This window comes from Curtobacterium sp. NPDC089689, from assembly GCF_044749145.1.
Classification (GTDB): Bacteria; Actinomycetota; Actinomycetes; order Actinomycetales; family Microbacteriaceae; genus Curtobacterium.
In genome coordinates this window covers 594,748-609,180 of record NZ_JBIVHJ010000002.1, presented here as the reverse complement: position 1 = coordinate 609,180, position 14,433 = coordinate 594,748, and the positions used below count along the sequence as shown (strand labels likewise).

The 14,433-nt window shown below is 72.8% G+C and carries 12 protein-coding genes; 4 read left to right on the top strand and 8 right to left on the bottom strand.

Features of this window, described 5'->3' with window-relative positions; translation table 11 throughout:
• Window positions 1-3: 3 nt before the first annotated feature.
• Window positions 4-825, bottom strand: coding sequence for a biotin--[acetyl-CoA-carboxylase] ligase (locus tag ACIPYW_RS11130; RefSeq protein WP_400413366.1), 822 nt, complete (start codon window positions 823-825; stop codon window positions 4-6).
• A 73-nt stretch (window positions 826-898) separates the two neighbouring features.
• Here ACIPYW_RS11130 and ACIPYW_RS11125 point away from each other — a divergent pair, with 73 nt between their 5' ends.
• Together ACIPYW_RS11125 and ACIPYW_RS11120 are read left to right on the top strand one after the other, a co-directional pair.
• The gene (locus ACIPYW_RS11125) at window positions 899-2,494 is read left to right on the top strand and encodes an acyl-CoA carboxylase subunit beta (RefSeq protein WP_290131323.1); all 1,596 of its coding nucleotides are present in this window, start codon (window positions 899-901) and stop codon (window positions 2,492-2,494) included.
• Window positions 2,491-2,748 (top strand): acyl-CoA carboxylase subunit epsilon, encoded by a 258-nt coding sequence (locus tag ACIPYW_RS11120; protein WP_400413363.1) that lies wholly within the window; start codon window positions 2,491-2,493, stop codon window positions 2,746-2,748. The genes ACIPYW_RS11125 and ACIPYW_RS11120 overlap by 4 nt, the downstream gene beginning before the upstream one ends.
• 535 nt (window positions 2,749-3,283) lie before the next feature.
• Here the strand turns inward: ACIPYW_RS11120 and ACIPYW_RS11115 are convergent.
• The 4 genes from ACIPYW_RS11115 to ACIPYW_RS11100 form a co-directional block, all read right to left on the bottom strand.
• Entirely contained in the window at window positions 3,284-4,333 is a 1,050-nt protein-coding gene (locus ACIPYW_RS11115) for a hypothetical protein (protein ID WP_400413360.1), read from the bottom strand.
• On the bottom strand, window positions 4,330-5,682 hold the full coding sequence (locus ACIPYW_RS11110; protein ID WP_400413358.1) for a sensor histidine kinase: 1,353 nt from the start codon (window positions 5,680-5,682) through the stop codon (window positions 4,330-4,332). The genes ACIPYW_RS11115 and ACIPYW_RS11110 overlap by 4 nt, the downstream gene beginning before the upstream one ends.
• 4 nt (window positions 5,683-5,686) lie before the next feature.
• Window positions 5,687-6,457 carry a response regulator gene (locus tag ACIPYW_RS11105; protein ID WP_400413356.1) on the bottom strand — a complete coding sequence of 257 codons (771 nt, stop codon included), beginning with the start codon at window positions 6,455-6,457 and terminating at the stop codon, window positions 5,687-5,689.
• A gap of 73 nt (window positions 6,458-6,530) precedes the next feature.
• Window positions 6,531-7,790 (bottom strand): class I SAM-dependent RNA methyltransferase, encoded by a 1,260-nt coding sequence (locus ACIPYW_RS11100; protein ID WP_400413353.1) that lies wholly within the window; start codon window positions 7,788-7,790, stop codon window positions 6,531-6,533.
• Window positions 7,791-7,804: 14 nt separating this feature from the next.
• On the opposite strand from ACIPYW_RS11100, the gene ACIPYW_RS11095 reads away from it, so the two are divergent.
• Window positions 7,805-8,596, top strand: a complete 792-nt coding sequence (locus ACIPYW_RS11095) for a Maf family protein (protein WP_400413351.1) — start codon at window positions 7,805-7,807, stop codon at window positions 8,594-8,596.
• Window positions 8,597-8,675: 79 nt separating this feature from the next.
• Complete coding sequence (locus ACIPYW_RS11090; protein ID WP_400413348.1) at window positions 8,676-10,454, top strand: acetyl/propionyl/methylcrotonyl-CoA carboxylase subunit alpha; 1,779 nt, start codon at window positions 8,676-8,678, stop codon at window positions 10,452-10,454.
• Between the two features lie 130 nt (window positions 10,455-10,584).
• On the opposite strand, the gene ACIPYW_RS11085 is transcribed toward ACIPYW_RS11090, so the two are convergent.
• The 3 genes from ACIPYW_RS11085 to ACIPYW_RS11075 all read right to left on the bottom strand — a co-directional run bounded on the left by ACIPYW_RS11085 (window position 10,585) and on the right by ACIPYW_RS11075 (window position 14,302).
• The gene (locus tag ACIPYW_RS11085; RefSeq protein WP_400413345.1) at window positions 10,585-11,538 is read right to left on the bottom strand and encodes a hypothetical protein; all 954 of its coding nucleotides are present in this window, start codon (window positions 11,536-11,538) and stop codon (window positions 10,585-10,587) included.
• Between the two features lie 242 nt (window positions 11,539-11,780).
• The gene (locus tag ACIPYW_RS11080) at window positions 11,781-13,445 is read right to left on the bottom strand and encodes a phospho-sugar mutase (RefSeq protein WP_400413342.1); all 1,665 of its coding nucleotides are present in this window, start codon (window positions 13,443-13,445) and stop codon (window positions 11,781-11,783) included.
• Entirely contained in the window at window positions 13,442-14,302 is an 861-nt protein-coding gene (locus tag ACIPYW_RS11075; protein ID WP_400413339.1) for a purine-nucleoside phosphorylase, read from the bottom strand. Before ACIPYW_RS11075 ends, ACIPYW_RS11080 begins: the two co-directional genes overlap by 4 nt.
• Window positions 14,303-14,433 lie beyond the last annotated feature (131 nt).

Here is a 14,433-nt window from a genome sequence, read left to right as displayed (position 1 = left end):
CCCTCATGCATAGCGCAGGTGCGTGACGTCGCCGACCGCGACGCCCCTGGTCGCACCGTCCCGGTGCCGGATCGTGATGCGGCCGTCGTCGTCGACGCCGACGGCGTCCGCCTCCTCGACGGTCCCGTCGGGCAGCTCCAGGCGGATGCGGCGACCGATCGTGCCGCACGCGGCACGGACGTCCGCCCGGACCGACTCGGCGGCCGCGCCGCCCGTGGAGAGGGCGACCACCGCCTCCAGGACGGCCGCCCGGAAGTCCGCGAGCACCGCGTCGGCGAGCTCGGATGCCGAGCCGTGGGCACCCACCACCGCGAGCGAGGTCGCGGTGGGCGTCGGCAGCGCGTCCGCGGGGATCGTGAGGTTCACACCGGCGCCGACGACGACGCTGCCGTCGGACGCGACCTGGCAGAGGATGCCGCACACCTTGCGCTCGTCGACGTGCACGTCGTTCGGCCACTTCACCTCGACGACCGGCCGGGAGGCACGGCTCGCCCCCGCCCCGCCGCCCAGGCGGGCGGACACCGCGTCGCGCATCGCTCGTCCAGCGACGAGCGGCAACCAGCCGCGCGAGCGGTCGTCGAGGTCGGCGCGGACGAGCAGGCTCGCCGCGAGCGTCTGTCCGGCAGGGGCCGACCAGGAGCGGTCGAGTCGGCCGCGCCCGGCGGTCTGGTCGAGGGTGGCGACGACGCTGCCGTGCGGCAGGTCAGCGGCGGCCGCGAGGAGGTCCGCGTTCGTCGAGCCGGTCGTCGCCGGGACCACGAGGGTCGCCCCGTCTGCCTCGACCTGGGAGCGGGTGACCGGGAACGACGACGCGGGTGTGGACATGCACGCAATCTACGGGCAGGAACCGTGGACGACCTCCAACCGTGGGCGTGGGGGCCGCCGGTAGGGTGAGCGGGTGACTCAAGGTGACACCCCCGATCTCTCGACGACCGCCGGCCGGCTCGCCGACCTCCGCGACCGGTACCACGAGGCCGTGACCGCCGCGGGCGAGGCCGCCATCGCGAAGCAGCACGCGAAGGGCAAGGGCACCGCCCGGGAGCGCATCGAACAGCTCCTCGACGACAACTCCTTCGTGGAGTTCGACGAGTTCGTCCGGCACCGCACCACGGCGTTCGGCATGGACGCCAAGCGGCCGTACGGCGACGCGGTCGTCACGGGTGTCGGCACGATCCACGGCCGGAGCGTCGCGGTCTACGCGCAGGACTTCACGGTCTTCGGCGGCTCCCTCGGCGAGGTCGCCGGCGAGAAGATCATCAAGGTCATGCAGCACGCGCTGAAGACCGGCGTGCCGATCATCGGCATCCTCGACTCCGGCGGCGCCCGCATCCAGGAGGGCGTGGTCGCGCTCGGCAAGTACGGCGAGATCTTCCGCCTGAACACCCAGGCGTCCGGGGTCATCCCGCAGATCTCGATCGTGATGGGTCCGGCGGCCGGCGGTGCCGTGTACTCCCCCGCACTGACCGACTTCGTGATCATGGTCGACAAGACCAGCCACATGTTCGTCACCGGCCCGGACGTCATCAAGACCGTCACGGGCGAGGACGTCGGCTTCGAGGAGCTCGGCGGCGCGCAGACCCACAACGCGGTCTCGGGCGTCGCGCACTACCTGGCCGAGGACGAGACCGACGCGCTCGACTACGCACGCTCCCTCATCGGTTTCCTGCCGGACAACAACCTCTCCGACGCGCCCGCGTACGACGTCGCACCGGAGCTCGAGACGACCGACGCCGACCACGAGCTCGACGTCGTCATCCCCGACTCGACGAACCAGCCGTACGACGTGACGACGATCATCGAGCACGTCGTCGACGACGGCGAGTTCCTCGAGGTCCAGCCGCTCTTCGCGCCGAACATCCTCGTCGGCTTCGGACGGGTCGAGGGGCGCACGGTCGGCATCATCGCGAACCAGCCGCAGGCGATGGCCGGCACGCTGAACATCGACGCCGGTGAGAAGGCCGCGCGCTTCGTCCGGTTCTGCGACGCGTTCGGGATCCCGATCCTGACCCTCGTCGACGTCCCCGGCTACCTGCCCGGCACCGACCAGGAGTGGACCGGCGTCATCCGCCGCGGCGCGAAGCTGCTGTACGCCTACGCCGAGGCCACCGTGCCGCTCGTGACCGTCATCACACGCAAGGCCTACGGCGGTGCCTACATCGTCATGGGCTCGAAGCAGCTCGGGGCGGACATCAACCTCGCGTGGCCGACGGCCGAGATCGCTGTGATGGGCGGCCAGGGTGCGGTCAACATCCTGTACCGCTCGGAGATCAAGCGCGCCGAGGAAGCGGGCGAGGACGTCGCCGCCGTCCGCACCAAGCTCGCGAACGAGTACACGTACAACGTGGCGTCGCCGTACCTCGCGGCCGAGCGGGGCGAGCTCGACGGGATCATCCAGCCGCACGCCACGCGCGTCTCGGTGATCAAGGCGCTGCGGGCCCTGCGCGGCAAGCGTGCCTCGCTGCCGCCCAAGAAGCACGGGAACATTCCGCTGTGACCGGCAAGCACGCAGCCGCTGTCCCGACCGACGCCCCCGCGTCGGTCGCCGACGTGCGGGTGGTGTCCGGCGAGCCGACCCCGGAGGAACTCGCTGCGGTCGTCGCCGTCCTCCAGCGGCAGGCCGACGAGGTCGCCGCCGCCGGCCGTGCCGAGGTCACCGTCTCGCCGCGCTCCGGCTGGGACGCCTCCGCACGCGGCATGCGTCAGCCGCTCGAGCACGGCCAGGGCGCCTGGGGCCGTTCGCTCCGCTGACCGATCCGCGCGACAGGTCTTGTGCTCGCGGGGGGAAGCGGGCGACCATGTACCCCTGGCACGGGGGCCGTGGAACCCGTTGCAGGCTGCACTTCCCGAGTGGTCTCCCCTCGTCCGGGGGACAGGATTCCTGGAAGTCGGCCGAATCGGGCGAATTTGTCCCCCATAATGACGACTGACATCCATGGTCAGGGTCGGCATCATTGTCTGTGTTCGGTGTCCTTCGTAGAAGAACATCGCTGGACGGTGGCCGACTAGGGTACGACGCCACCGCCCGCTGCGAGTCAGGGCGATATTCGGGTTGTCGCTCAGACTCGGGTCGTGAACGGGCCGGTCGGATTCCGACCGGCCCGTTCCCCGTCTCCGGCCCGTTCCTCGCTTCCCGCCCGCTCGCTGTCTCCGGCACGTGGCGACAGGGCATCGTCCCGCGACCGCAGCGATCCGCGACGGGCGCACGCCGACCGGATGCGTCGCCACGGGCCTCCAGGCCGACCCGGCGAGCCGCCGACGACGTCGCCGACCGGACGCGGTCCGCTCAGACGGCCACGTGCCGCGGGATCTCCATCCAGAGGGCCACCGAGTCGTCCTCGTCGCCGTCCTCGTCGTCGAGGTCGGCTCCGAGCGCCGCAGACTCACTCGCGGCGGAGTCGAGCCGCAGGCCGACGACCGTGACCGCGGTGTCAGCACCCTCGGCGACCGTCCGGACGATGACGCTGTCCGCGCCGCGTGCCTGGCGGAGGGCGTCCGCGACCTGTGCGTGGATCCGTCGGATGTCGTCAGCCTCGAGGTCGTCGAGCCCGCCGTCGTCGTGCAGCTGCACGGTGGCCCCGGACCGGCGCAGACGCATGACCTCCGCACGCACGTCGTCGGAGAGCAACGAGCGACCGCGGATCTCGTCGCGGATGGCCTGTTCGAGGTGCAGGCACTCGTCGCGCTCGGCTTCGGAGAGCTCGCCGTGCGCATCGATGATCCGCTGCAGCATCGGGAGCGCCATGCGCGTCGTCTGGCTGAGGCGGAACTGCCGCTCGAACACGTGGGCGTCCTGGGCCGCCTGCCAGTCCTCGGTCTCCTGCTCGGCCCGCGTGAAGTCCCGGCGCACCCGGGTCGCCCGGTTCATGGCGCTCGCGAACACGGCCGCGATCGCGACCCAGCCGACGCTGGCGGCCACCCCGAGCTGCCCGAGCGCCCCGAGTCCCGCCCACGCGACGGTGTGCACGGTCAGGAAGCCGACGCCGACCCAGGCGAAGGGCCCACGCCCACGGACGACGAGGACGACCATGAGCGTGCCGACCGCCGCGACCCACCACGTCGAGTACCCCGGGCCCGAGCGGAGCTCGACGACCGGCGCGGCGACGACCGGCACGACCATCGCCGTGGCGAGGGAGAAGCACGCCGCCCACACCGGGAGGGAACGCCCGGGGGCGAACAGCGCGACCCCGGTGGCGGCCGCGTAGAGGAGCATGCAGGCGACGATCGGCGCGACGTCGTGCACGCGCGGCAGCGTCGTCGCTGCGAGGACGAGGTGGTAGAGCGAGAAGAGGGCGGCGAGGCCGATCGCGACGCCGGTGGGCAGCGAGACCTTCACGCGGACTCCCCCGTCCCGGGCACCCAGGCGAGCCGCACCGTCGTTCCGCCGCCCGGGGCGGAGACGACCTCGGCGGTCCCGTCGACGGCCTCGACGCGCTCGATGATCGACCGACGGACGCCGAGTCGCTCGGCGGGGATCCCGGCGGGGTCGAACCCGGCTCCGTCGTCCACGACCTCGATGTGGACGCCCGACCCTCGCTGCTCGACGACGATCCAGCGGTCGACACCAGCGCCACCGGCGTGCTGCACCGAGTTCACCGCGGCCTGCAGCGCGGCCGAGGCGAGGGCGTCGGCCACGACGGCGGGCAGCGGGACCGCGTCGACTTGTCGCTCGACGAGCCGCACCGGCGCGGCGAGGGCGGACACGGCGCTGCAGATGCGGGACCGGAGGTCGACGAGTGACACCGGAGGGGCAGCGCCGGGGGTGTCGGCCGCCGCAGCCGCGAGGTGGTCGATCGCGTTCCGCGCCATCCGCGCCGACAGCGCCTTGGCGTCGACGGTCTCCGCCCGTGCGGCCGAGAGCAGCGTGGTGAGCACGCTGTCGTGCACGATCGCGTCGACCTGCACCCGCTCGACCTCGGTCGCGTGCTCCCGGATGGCCGACGAGTACCGACGCACCGCCGTGGCCTGCGCGACGTCGACCGCGGTGGCCGCCCGACGCAGCACGACCGCGATGACGAGCACGGCACCGCTGAGGATCGCCGTGTAGACGCCGTCGAGCAGGGCCCGGGTGACCCCGACGTCGCCACCGATCGGGAGCAGCCGGATGACGACGAAGACCGCGGGCGCGAGGGCGGTGTAGACGGTGGCACGCCACGGGGCGAAGCCCATGGCGGCCGCGGTCGACCCGATCGTGATGAACCACCACGGCCACGGTTGCTGGGTCGGCGGGATCGGCTCCTGCACCGTGAGCGGCCACGTGACGAGGGCGACGAGGAAGACCAACGCGCAGACGATCTGCGCGGGCTGCGCGAGTCGAGGCAGGAACGCGGCGATCCCGACGAACGCGAAGGACGCGGCGAGCGCGGCGATCGTCAGTGGTCCCCACACCGGGTGCAGGGAGGGCAGCTGGCCGAGCACCTGCGGTGCGTCGACGGCGCCGAGTCCGACCGCACCCATCGCGAGGAGGATCGTGAAGGCACGCTCGACCGACGCCTGGGTGATCGTCGCGCGGACGTTCCGCGACGGGTCGGCCCCGAACGGCGCTCCGGCCGACGACGACAGCGGGCCGCCGGACGACGCCGGACCGGGGCCGGACGTCGCGCGCGACGCAGCACCGGCCCCGGAGGCAGCGCCGGGCCCCGCGCCGGCACCGGACGCCGGTACCGCCCCGGGCGCGACCGTCATCGACTCAGCGGCCGTCGGCGTCGGGGTCGATCCCCGAGTCGAGGCCGGGCAAGATGCCGTCCTCGACCGCGCGGCGGAGGAGGTCGACCTTGGTCGGTGCGGGTCGGCCGACCTCGACGTACTTCACGCGGATGCGGTCGAGGTACTCGCGGGCCGTCGAGTAGCCGATGCCGAGCTGCTGCGCGGCGAGCTTGAGGGGCAGTCCCGAGGCGTAGAGGTGGAGGATCTCACGCTCGCGTCGACCGAGCTGCGCCTTCGCGAAGTCCCGGTCGGCGTCGATGGCGCTCGCCCACTCGAGGTTGTTGAGCACGTCCCCGCGGGCCACGGTCGCGACGGCTGCCATGACGGTCTTCGTCGCGGAGGACTTCGGGATCACACCGGCGGCTCCGGCTGCCAGTGCCTCGCGGACGTTCGCGACGCGGTCGGCGATCGAGTGCACGAGCACGGCCGAACCGGTCCCCTGCACCCCCTTGACGTTCTCGGTCACGGTCGAGCCGTCGCCGAGCGACAGGTCGAGCACGACGACGTCGACCTCGCGGTCGCCGAGCTCCCGGATGTACTCCGGGACGCTCGCTGCCGTGAGGACGACCTCGAAGCCCTCGTTCTGGCACGCGGCCTGGATGCCGAGCCGCACGGACTCGTGGTCGTCGACGATCGCGACGCGGACCGGCCCGGTCTGCACGTCCTCGGTCGTCCCGGTGGTGGGTGTCGTTGCTGCTGCCACGGTGGCCTCTCGTTCCGATGCGCGGCCCGGCCCCTGAAACCGGGTCGTCATCACCGGGCAAGGATACCCAGGTCCGACCCAGGTTCGGGGCGCTGGCCGCGGGACGCGCCGGTCGGGCGACGGGTCAGGCGACGGGCACCAGGCGGGCGACGGCCTCGAGGTGGTGGGTGTGCGGGAAGAGGTCGAACGCTCGGAGCGCCTCGAGACGGTAGCCGAGGTCCGCGAACGTCGCCACGTCGCGGGCCAGCGCCACCGGGTCGCACGCGACGTAGACGACCTGCGCGGGCTGCAGCGCGGCGATCTGCACGGCGACCTCCCGGCCGGCGCCGGACCGCGGCGGGTCGAGGACGACGGTGCCGGCGCGGAGGCGTGCCCGCTCGTGCTGCGAGGCGCCGGCGGCGGTGCGGGCGAGCCAGCGGTCCACGCGGCCGCTCTCCGCCCGGGCGCCGATCCACTCCGCGAGGTTCTCCTGCGCGTGCTCGGTCGCGCGCTCGGACCCCTCCACGCTGGTGAGCTTGGCGCGCGGCCCGACGAGGTCCCCGAGCGCCGCTGCGAGCAGTCCGACCCCGCCGTAGAGGTCGAGGTGCTGGCCCTCCGGGTCGAGGCGGTCGCGGTCGACGAGGTCCTGCACGGCCGCGGTCAGGACGGCGGGCGCCTGCCGGTGCACCTGCCAGAAGCCGTTGTCGTCCACGGCGAACGTCCGCTCCCCGACGACCTCGGTCACGACGGTCGGCTTCTGCTCGTCGATGACGAGCCGGGCGCCGTCCGAGCCGCTCGGTGCGAGGACGTCGATCACCGAGGCACCGGGCATCGACCCGCGGCCGAGCGGCGCGCTCTCCTGCACGGCGGCACTCGCGAGCGGCAGCGACGTCACGGGGACGACGGTGTGCGAGCGGGTGGCGAAGGGTCCGGGGGTGCCGTCCGCGTCGACGTGCAGTCGGACGCGGGTGCGCCAGCCGGTGCCGTTCGCGGCGTCGTCGCCGGGGACCGCCTCGACCGTGACGTCGTGCCCGAGGACGTCAGCGAGGTCGGTGCGTGCGAACCGCGAGAACGCGTCGACGAGGACGTCGTGCTTGAGCTGTCGTTGGTGGGCGAGGGCGATGTGGCCGAACTCCGCACCGCCGGCGCGGGTGGCGGGGTCGCGGTCGAGCGCTGCCTCCGGCCAGACGTGGTCGACGCGGTGCTCGCTCGGCTGCTCCACCGAGACGGTGTCCGCGCGCCAGAACGACTTCTTGCGGTCCTCGGTCACGCGTGCGGTGACGCGCTCGCCCGGGATCGCGTCGGAGACGAAGACCACGCGCCCCTCGTGCCGTGCCACCGAGATGCCGCCGTGGGCGATCCCGGTGACGTCGAGTTCGAGCAGCGTTCCGACGGATTCACCCATGGTTCGATGTTCCCATGCGTCTGTACCTCGCGAGTACCTCCCCCGCCCGTCGCGCCCTGCTCTCCCAGACCGGCATCGAGCCCGTGCTCGTGGCACCGGGGGTCGACGAGGACGCCGCGGTCGCCGCGCACGAGGCGACGCTCGGACGCAAGCTGTCCGGGCCCGAGCTCGTGTCGCTCCTCGCGGTCGCGAAGGCGTCGGCCGTCGCGGACGCGGAGGTCGCCGGACGTCCGGTCGACGGCTTCGTGTTCGGCGGCGACTCCGCCTTCGAGGTCGACGGCACGCTCTACGGCAAGCCCCACGACCCGGCGGTCGCGCGGGAGCGGTGGCGGCAGATGCTCGCGGTGGGCGGCGGGACGCTCTGGAGCGGGCACTGCGTGCTGGACCGTCGTGCGGACCGCGCTGCGGCGGTGGACGCGACCGCGTCCCGGCCGGGAGGCACGGGTCGGCCCCGCACCGCGCCTCCCGTCCGGCCGCTGCCCGCCTCGACGGCCGGTGACGGCCTGATCGGTGGCGCCGCGCCCGGCGGGTCCGCGATGGTCGCCGACGGCGACCGCGTCGTCGCGGTCGACAGCGCGGTGCTCACCTTCGCCGACGACGTCTCCGACGACGAGATCGACGCCTACGTCGCGAGTGGGGAACCGCTCGAGGTCGCCGGCGCCTTCACGATCGACGGCCGGGCGGCCGCGTACATCACCCGGATCGACGGAGCGCCGTCGGCCGTCGTCGGCCTGTCCCTGCCGGTGCTGCGCTCGATGCTGCTGCGTGGGTTCGGCGCGACGTGGCACGACCTCTGGTCGATGTAGACATCCACACTTCTTCCCGCCGGTTCTTTGTGGACGCCGGTCAATTCGGGCCGCGGCAGCACGAATACGCTGACTTACCATGCCCCGTATCAGCAAGGTCCTCATCGCGAACCGCGGCGAGATCGCCGTCCGCATCATCCGCGCGGCCCGCGACGCAGGCAAGGCATCGGTCGCGGTCTACGCCGACCAGGACCGCGACGCGCTGCACGCCCGCCTCGCCGACGAGGCGTACGCCCTGAACGGCACCACGAGCGCCGACACCTACCTCGTGATCGACAAGATCATCTCGGTCGCCCGCCGTTCCGGTGCGGACGCCGTGCACCCGGGGTACGGGTTCCTCGCCGAGAACGCCGACTTCGCCCGCGCCGTCATCGACGCCGGGCTGACCTGGATCGGCCCGTCGCCCGAGTCGATCGAGCGCCTCGGCGACAAGGTCTCCGCGCGGCACGTGGCCGAGAAGGTCGGCGCGCCGCTCGCACCGGGGACGATCGAGCCCGTGCAGGACGTGGCCGAGGTCTTCGACTTCGTCGACCAGGTCGGGCTCCCCGTCGCGATCAAGGCGGCGTTCGGCGGCGGTGGCCGTGGGCTGAAGGTCGTCCGCTCGCGAGACCAGGTGGAAGAGCTCTTCGAGTCAGCGACGCGCGAGGCCATCGCGGCGTTCGGCCGCGGCGAGTGCTTCGTCGAGAAGTACCTCGACAAGCCGCGCCACGTCGAGACGCAGTGCCTCGCCGACGAGCACGGCAACGTCGTCATCGTCTCGACGCGCGACTGCTCGCTGCAGCGCCGCCACCAGAAGCTCGTCGAGGAAGCACCCGCGCCGTACCTGACGGCCGGGCAGCAGGAGCGCCTGTACGAGTCGTCGAAAGCGATCCTGCGCGAGGTCGGCTACGTCGGCGCCGGCACGTGCGAGTTCCTCATCGGCGCCGACGGCACCGTGTCGTTCCTCGAGGTCAACACGCGCCTGCAGGTCGAGCACTGCGTCTCGGAGGAGGTCACCGGCATCGACCTGGTGCGCGAGCAGTTCCGCATCGCCGAGGGCGGCACGCTCGACTACTCCGACCCGACGCCCCGCGGCCACTCGTTCGAGTTCCGCATCAACGGAGAGGACGCCGGCCGCAACTTCTTCCCCGCGCCCGGCCCCGTGCACGCCTTCACCGCCCCGTCCGGGCCCGGCGTCCGCGTCGACTCCGGAGTGGTCTCCGGCGACGTCGTCTCCGGCTCGTTCGACTCGATGCTCGCGAAGCTCATCGTCACCGGCGCGACGCGCTCCGAGGCCTTGGAACGCTCGCGGCGGGCACTCGCCGAGTTCGAGGTCACGGGCCTGCCGACCGTGCTGCCGTTCCACCGTGCCGTCGTGTCGGACCCGGCGTTCGCGACGGACGACGAGACCCCGTTCAGCGTCTACACGCAGTGGATCGAGACCGACTTCGTGAACGACATCCCGGCGTGGAGCGGTGCGACCGAGGAACTCCCCGCCCCGGCGTCGCGCGACACCGTCGTGGTCGAGGTGCAGGGCAAGCGCATCGAGGTCACCATGCCGTCGATCGTCGGCGGTGGCGCTGCCGGTGCGGCCGGCCGTCGCCCCGCGGGCCCGACCGCTCCCCCGAAGCGTCGGTCGTCCGGCGTTCGCGGTGGGTTGGCGTCGTCCGGCTCGGTGACGTCGCCGATGCAGGCCACCGTCGTGAAGGTCGCGGTCGCCGAGGGTGACACCGTGGTGAAGGGCGACCTGCTCGTCGTGCTCGAGGCCATGAAGATGGAGCAGCCCGTGCAGGCGACCCGCGACGGCGTCGTGAAGGCGCTCAACGCCCCCGTCGGCCAGACGATCTCGTCCGGCCACGTGCTGCTCGAGCTCGCGTAGCGCGCGGCGCCGCGGCCGCGCTCGCGACGTTCGCGCTCGCGTTCGCACAACCAAAGTCACCCCGAACCACGTTTCGCCGTGGTTCGGGGTGACTTTGGTTGTGCGGCGTCGAACCGCGCCGTGGCCCGCGTCAACGAACGTGCATGAACGAGCGGGTTGAGAACGGGACGCCGACGCCGCGGAGCACGGCCCGGAGCGCGTCGAGATCGTTCGCTTCCTCCCACCCGAACCGTCCGAGGCCTCGGACCTCCTGGTGGCGGCGGAGTCGGCCCTCCCGGCGCTTCTCCGTCACGACGACATCTGCGGCGGACGTACCCGGACGACGGAGCGCCGGATCGACGTACTTCGTCCGGCCGTCGAACTCGAGGACGACCCCCTGATCGGGGAACCAGAAGTCGACCCGACCGATGAACCCGGCTGTGTCGTGGAACGCACGCTGGAGGACGGGCCGCGGCGCTCCGACCTCATCAAGAGCAACCCGGGCGACCGATTCCCCCGGTGACCCGCTCCTGCCGTCAGCGAGCGCCAGAGCGACCTCAGCGCGATGTCGGCCGTGCACAGCTCCGCGCAGCTCGACCTCGCTACGGATGTCCGCCAGCACACAACCCGCAGCGAGCGCCGCATCGAGGGCCGGCACCGACAGTCGGAGGTCGTAGGAGATCGCGAGGTCGGCGAGCGTGATGGTCACGTCCGTCACCTTGCGCCGAGTCGTGATCATCTCCTGCGTGCGGAGGCGCCGGCCTCGTCCCGGCCGCTTGCGCACGTGCGTGAGTGATCGCGTGGTCGACCGCGCCGGATCGATCACCTCGACCACGTCCGGGAACTCTCCGCGCCACGGCAGCCCGTGGAGCGCGGCCGCCGAGGCGTACGCGACGACCAGCCGCGGCGCGATCCGGTCGTGCACGGCCTTGATGCGCGCGATGTGCCGCTCGCCCGGTGTCGCTCGACGCCACTCCGATGCGTCCACGAAACGGCCCGGGGTGAGCCGGACGAGGGTTCCCTGGTCGGCAGCGTCCCGGGACGAGCGACCGCGCCTGCCGGAGGGATCGGCGCTGCCGCCGCGGATGATCGTGAGTCGAGCCATGCCCCCACCGTCGGCGATGGCGACCGCGATCGACGCCGTGCGGTGGTCCGGTGTGGAGGAGTGCCGCACGAGAGTGGGTTGTGGAGGACGGCGCGGATAGGCGTCGCACAACCGAAGACACCTCGAACCGCGTCGATTCGCGGTTCGAGGTGTCTTTGGTTGTGCGAGCGGGCGGGCGCCGGCGGTGATTGTGTGGCGGGTGCGCGGCGCGGGTGCGCGGCGAGGGCGCGGGTGCGGCGGCGCTACGACACGAGGGGGCGGACGGCGGCGGCGAGGGCGTCGACGAGGGCCTGGGCCTCGGCGGAGGTCGTCGCGACGGTGTCGATGTAGACCTTGACCTTCGGCTCGGTGCCGCTCGGCCGGACGATCACGCGGGCGTCGCCCTCGAGGTCGTACCGCAGGATGTCCGACGGCGGGAACCCGTCGGCCCCGTCCGCGTAGTCCGTCACGGCGCGCACGGCCACCGGACCGAGCGACGACGGCGGGTCGGCCCGGAGCGCGGCCATGATCTCCCCGATGCGTGTCAGGTCGTCGACACGGGTCGCCACCTGCCCCGACGCGAACGCCCCGAACTCGGCGGCGAACGCCTCGAGGCGGTCCGCGATGGTCTGCCCGGAGGCCGCGAGCGTCGTGGCGAGGTCGAGCAGCGCGAGGGCCGCGGAGATGCCGTCCTTGTCGCGGACGACGTCGGGGTCGACCAGGTAGCCGAGCGCCTCCTCGTAGCCGAAAACCAGGTCCGGCACGCGCGACACCCACTTGAAGCCGGTCAGGGTGTCCCGGTACGCCAGGCCGTGGCGTTCGGCGACCCGGGCGAGCGCGGGCGAGGACACGATGGACGCAGCGAGCGTGCCACCCCGTCCGTCCGACGCCGCACGGACGGCGGCCTGCCACCCGAGGAGCCAGCCGACCTCGTTGCCGGAGAGCCGTCGGAAGGAGCCGGCACCGTCCGGGATCGCGAGTGCGAGCCGATCGGCGTCCGGGTCGTTCGCGATGACCAGGTCGGCGTCGGCGTCGACCCCCCGAGCGACCGCGAGGTCCATGGCGCCCGGTTCCTCCGGGTTCGGGAACGACACCGTCGGGAACGCACCGTCCGGCTCGATCTGCTCCGGCACCGTGGCCGGGACGGCGTACCCGGCCCGTTCGAACACGGCGCGGGCGGTCTCCCACCCGACGCCGTGCATCGCCGTGTAGACGACCGACGGCTGGTCCGGGACCCCGAGCGCCGGCGCGGGGACGGTCGCGGCCGTCGCGGTGACGTAGGCGTCGAGCAGGTCCGGGCCCGCGACGGTGTACTCGGTCGCCCGTGGCAGGTCGGCGATCGACCCGGCTGCGACCGCATCGATGGCCGCGGCGATGGTCGCGTCGACCGGGGGGACGATCTGCGAGCCCTCGTCACCCTCGCCGAGGTACACCTTGTAGCCGTTGTCACGCGGCGGGTTGTGGCTCGCCGTGACCATCACGCCCGCGCCGACCCCGAGGTGCCGGACCGCGAACGCGAGCACCGGGGTGGGCAGCGCGGACGGCAGCAGGGTGACGTCGAGCCCGAGGCCGCGCATGACCTCGGCGGAGTCGCGGGCGAAGACGTCGGAGTTGACGCGCCCGTCGTACCCGATGACGACGCTGCGCGACCGGCCGGAGTCGATCAGGAAGCGGGCGAGCCCCGCGGCGGCCTGGGTCACCACGACGCGGTTCATGCGCAGCGGGCCGTACCCGAGCTCGGCGCGGAGTCCGGCGGTGCCGAACGCCAGACGACCGGCGAAGCGCGCGGCGAGCTCCTGCACGGCAGGTCCGTCCCCGGTCGCCGCTGCCGCGACGGCCGCGTCGAGCTCGGCACGGGTCTCGTCGTCGGGGTCCTGCGCGGACCAGGCACGCCCGGCGGCGACGACCGCGTCGACGTCGAGCTTCACAGTGCGGATCCGTCGACGGCGTCCGGCGACCCGATCGCCGCGACCACACGGGCGAGGAGCTCGGCGATGCGCGGCTCGGCCTCACGACCGGCGTCGAGCACCTCGGCGTGCGACAGCGGCGTCTTCTGGATGCCCGCGGCGAGGTTCGTGATGAGGGAGAACCCGAGGATCTCCATGCCGGCCTGCCGCGCGGCGATGGCCTCGAGTGCGGTGGACATGCCGACGATGTGCCCACCGATGGTCTTCGCCATCTGCACCTCGGCCGGGGTCTCGTAGTGCGGGCCGCGGAACTGCGTGTAGACGCCTTCGTCCAGCGAGGGGTCCACGCCGCGGGCGACCGCACGGAGCCGAGCCGAGTAGAGGTCGGTGAGGTCGACGAAGGTCGCGCCCTCGAGCGGGCTGTCGGCGGTCAGGTTGATGTGGTCGCTGATGAGGACGGGCGTGCCGGGCGTCCAGTGCTCCTTGATGCCACCGGCACCGTTCGTGAGGATCATCACCGAGGCACCGGTCGCCGCGGCGGTGCGGACACTGTGCACGACCCGGCGGACGCCGTGGTTCTCGTAGTAGTGCGTCCGGGCACCGATCACGAGGGCGTGACGGCCGTCCGGCAGGGCGATGGAGCGCACCGTGCCGGAGTGTCCGGGAACGGCCGAGGCGCTGAAGCCCGGGACCTCCGACGCGGGGATCTCGGAGACCGTCTCACCGATGATGTCGGCGGCCTTGCCCCATCCGGATCCGAGGGTCAGGGCGATGTCGTGCCGCTCGATCCCCGACTTCGACGCGATGACGTCGGCGGCGGCGCGTGCGACCTCGAACGGGTCGGCGGCGGGGTCGTTCAGCGGGTTGTCCGTGCTCATGCACCGATCCTAGGGCGCGCCGACGGCACGCCGGCAGCGCACACGCGCGACCGCCCGCCCGCAGCGCACACGCGCGACCGCCCGCCCGCAGCGCACACGCGCGACCGCCCGCCCGCAGCGCACACGCGCGA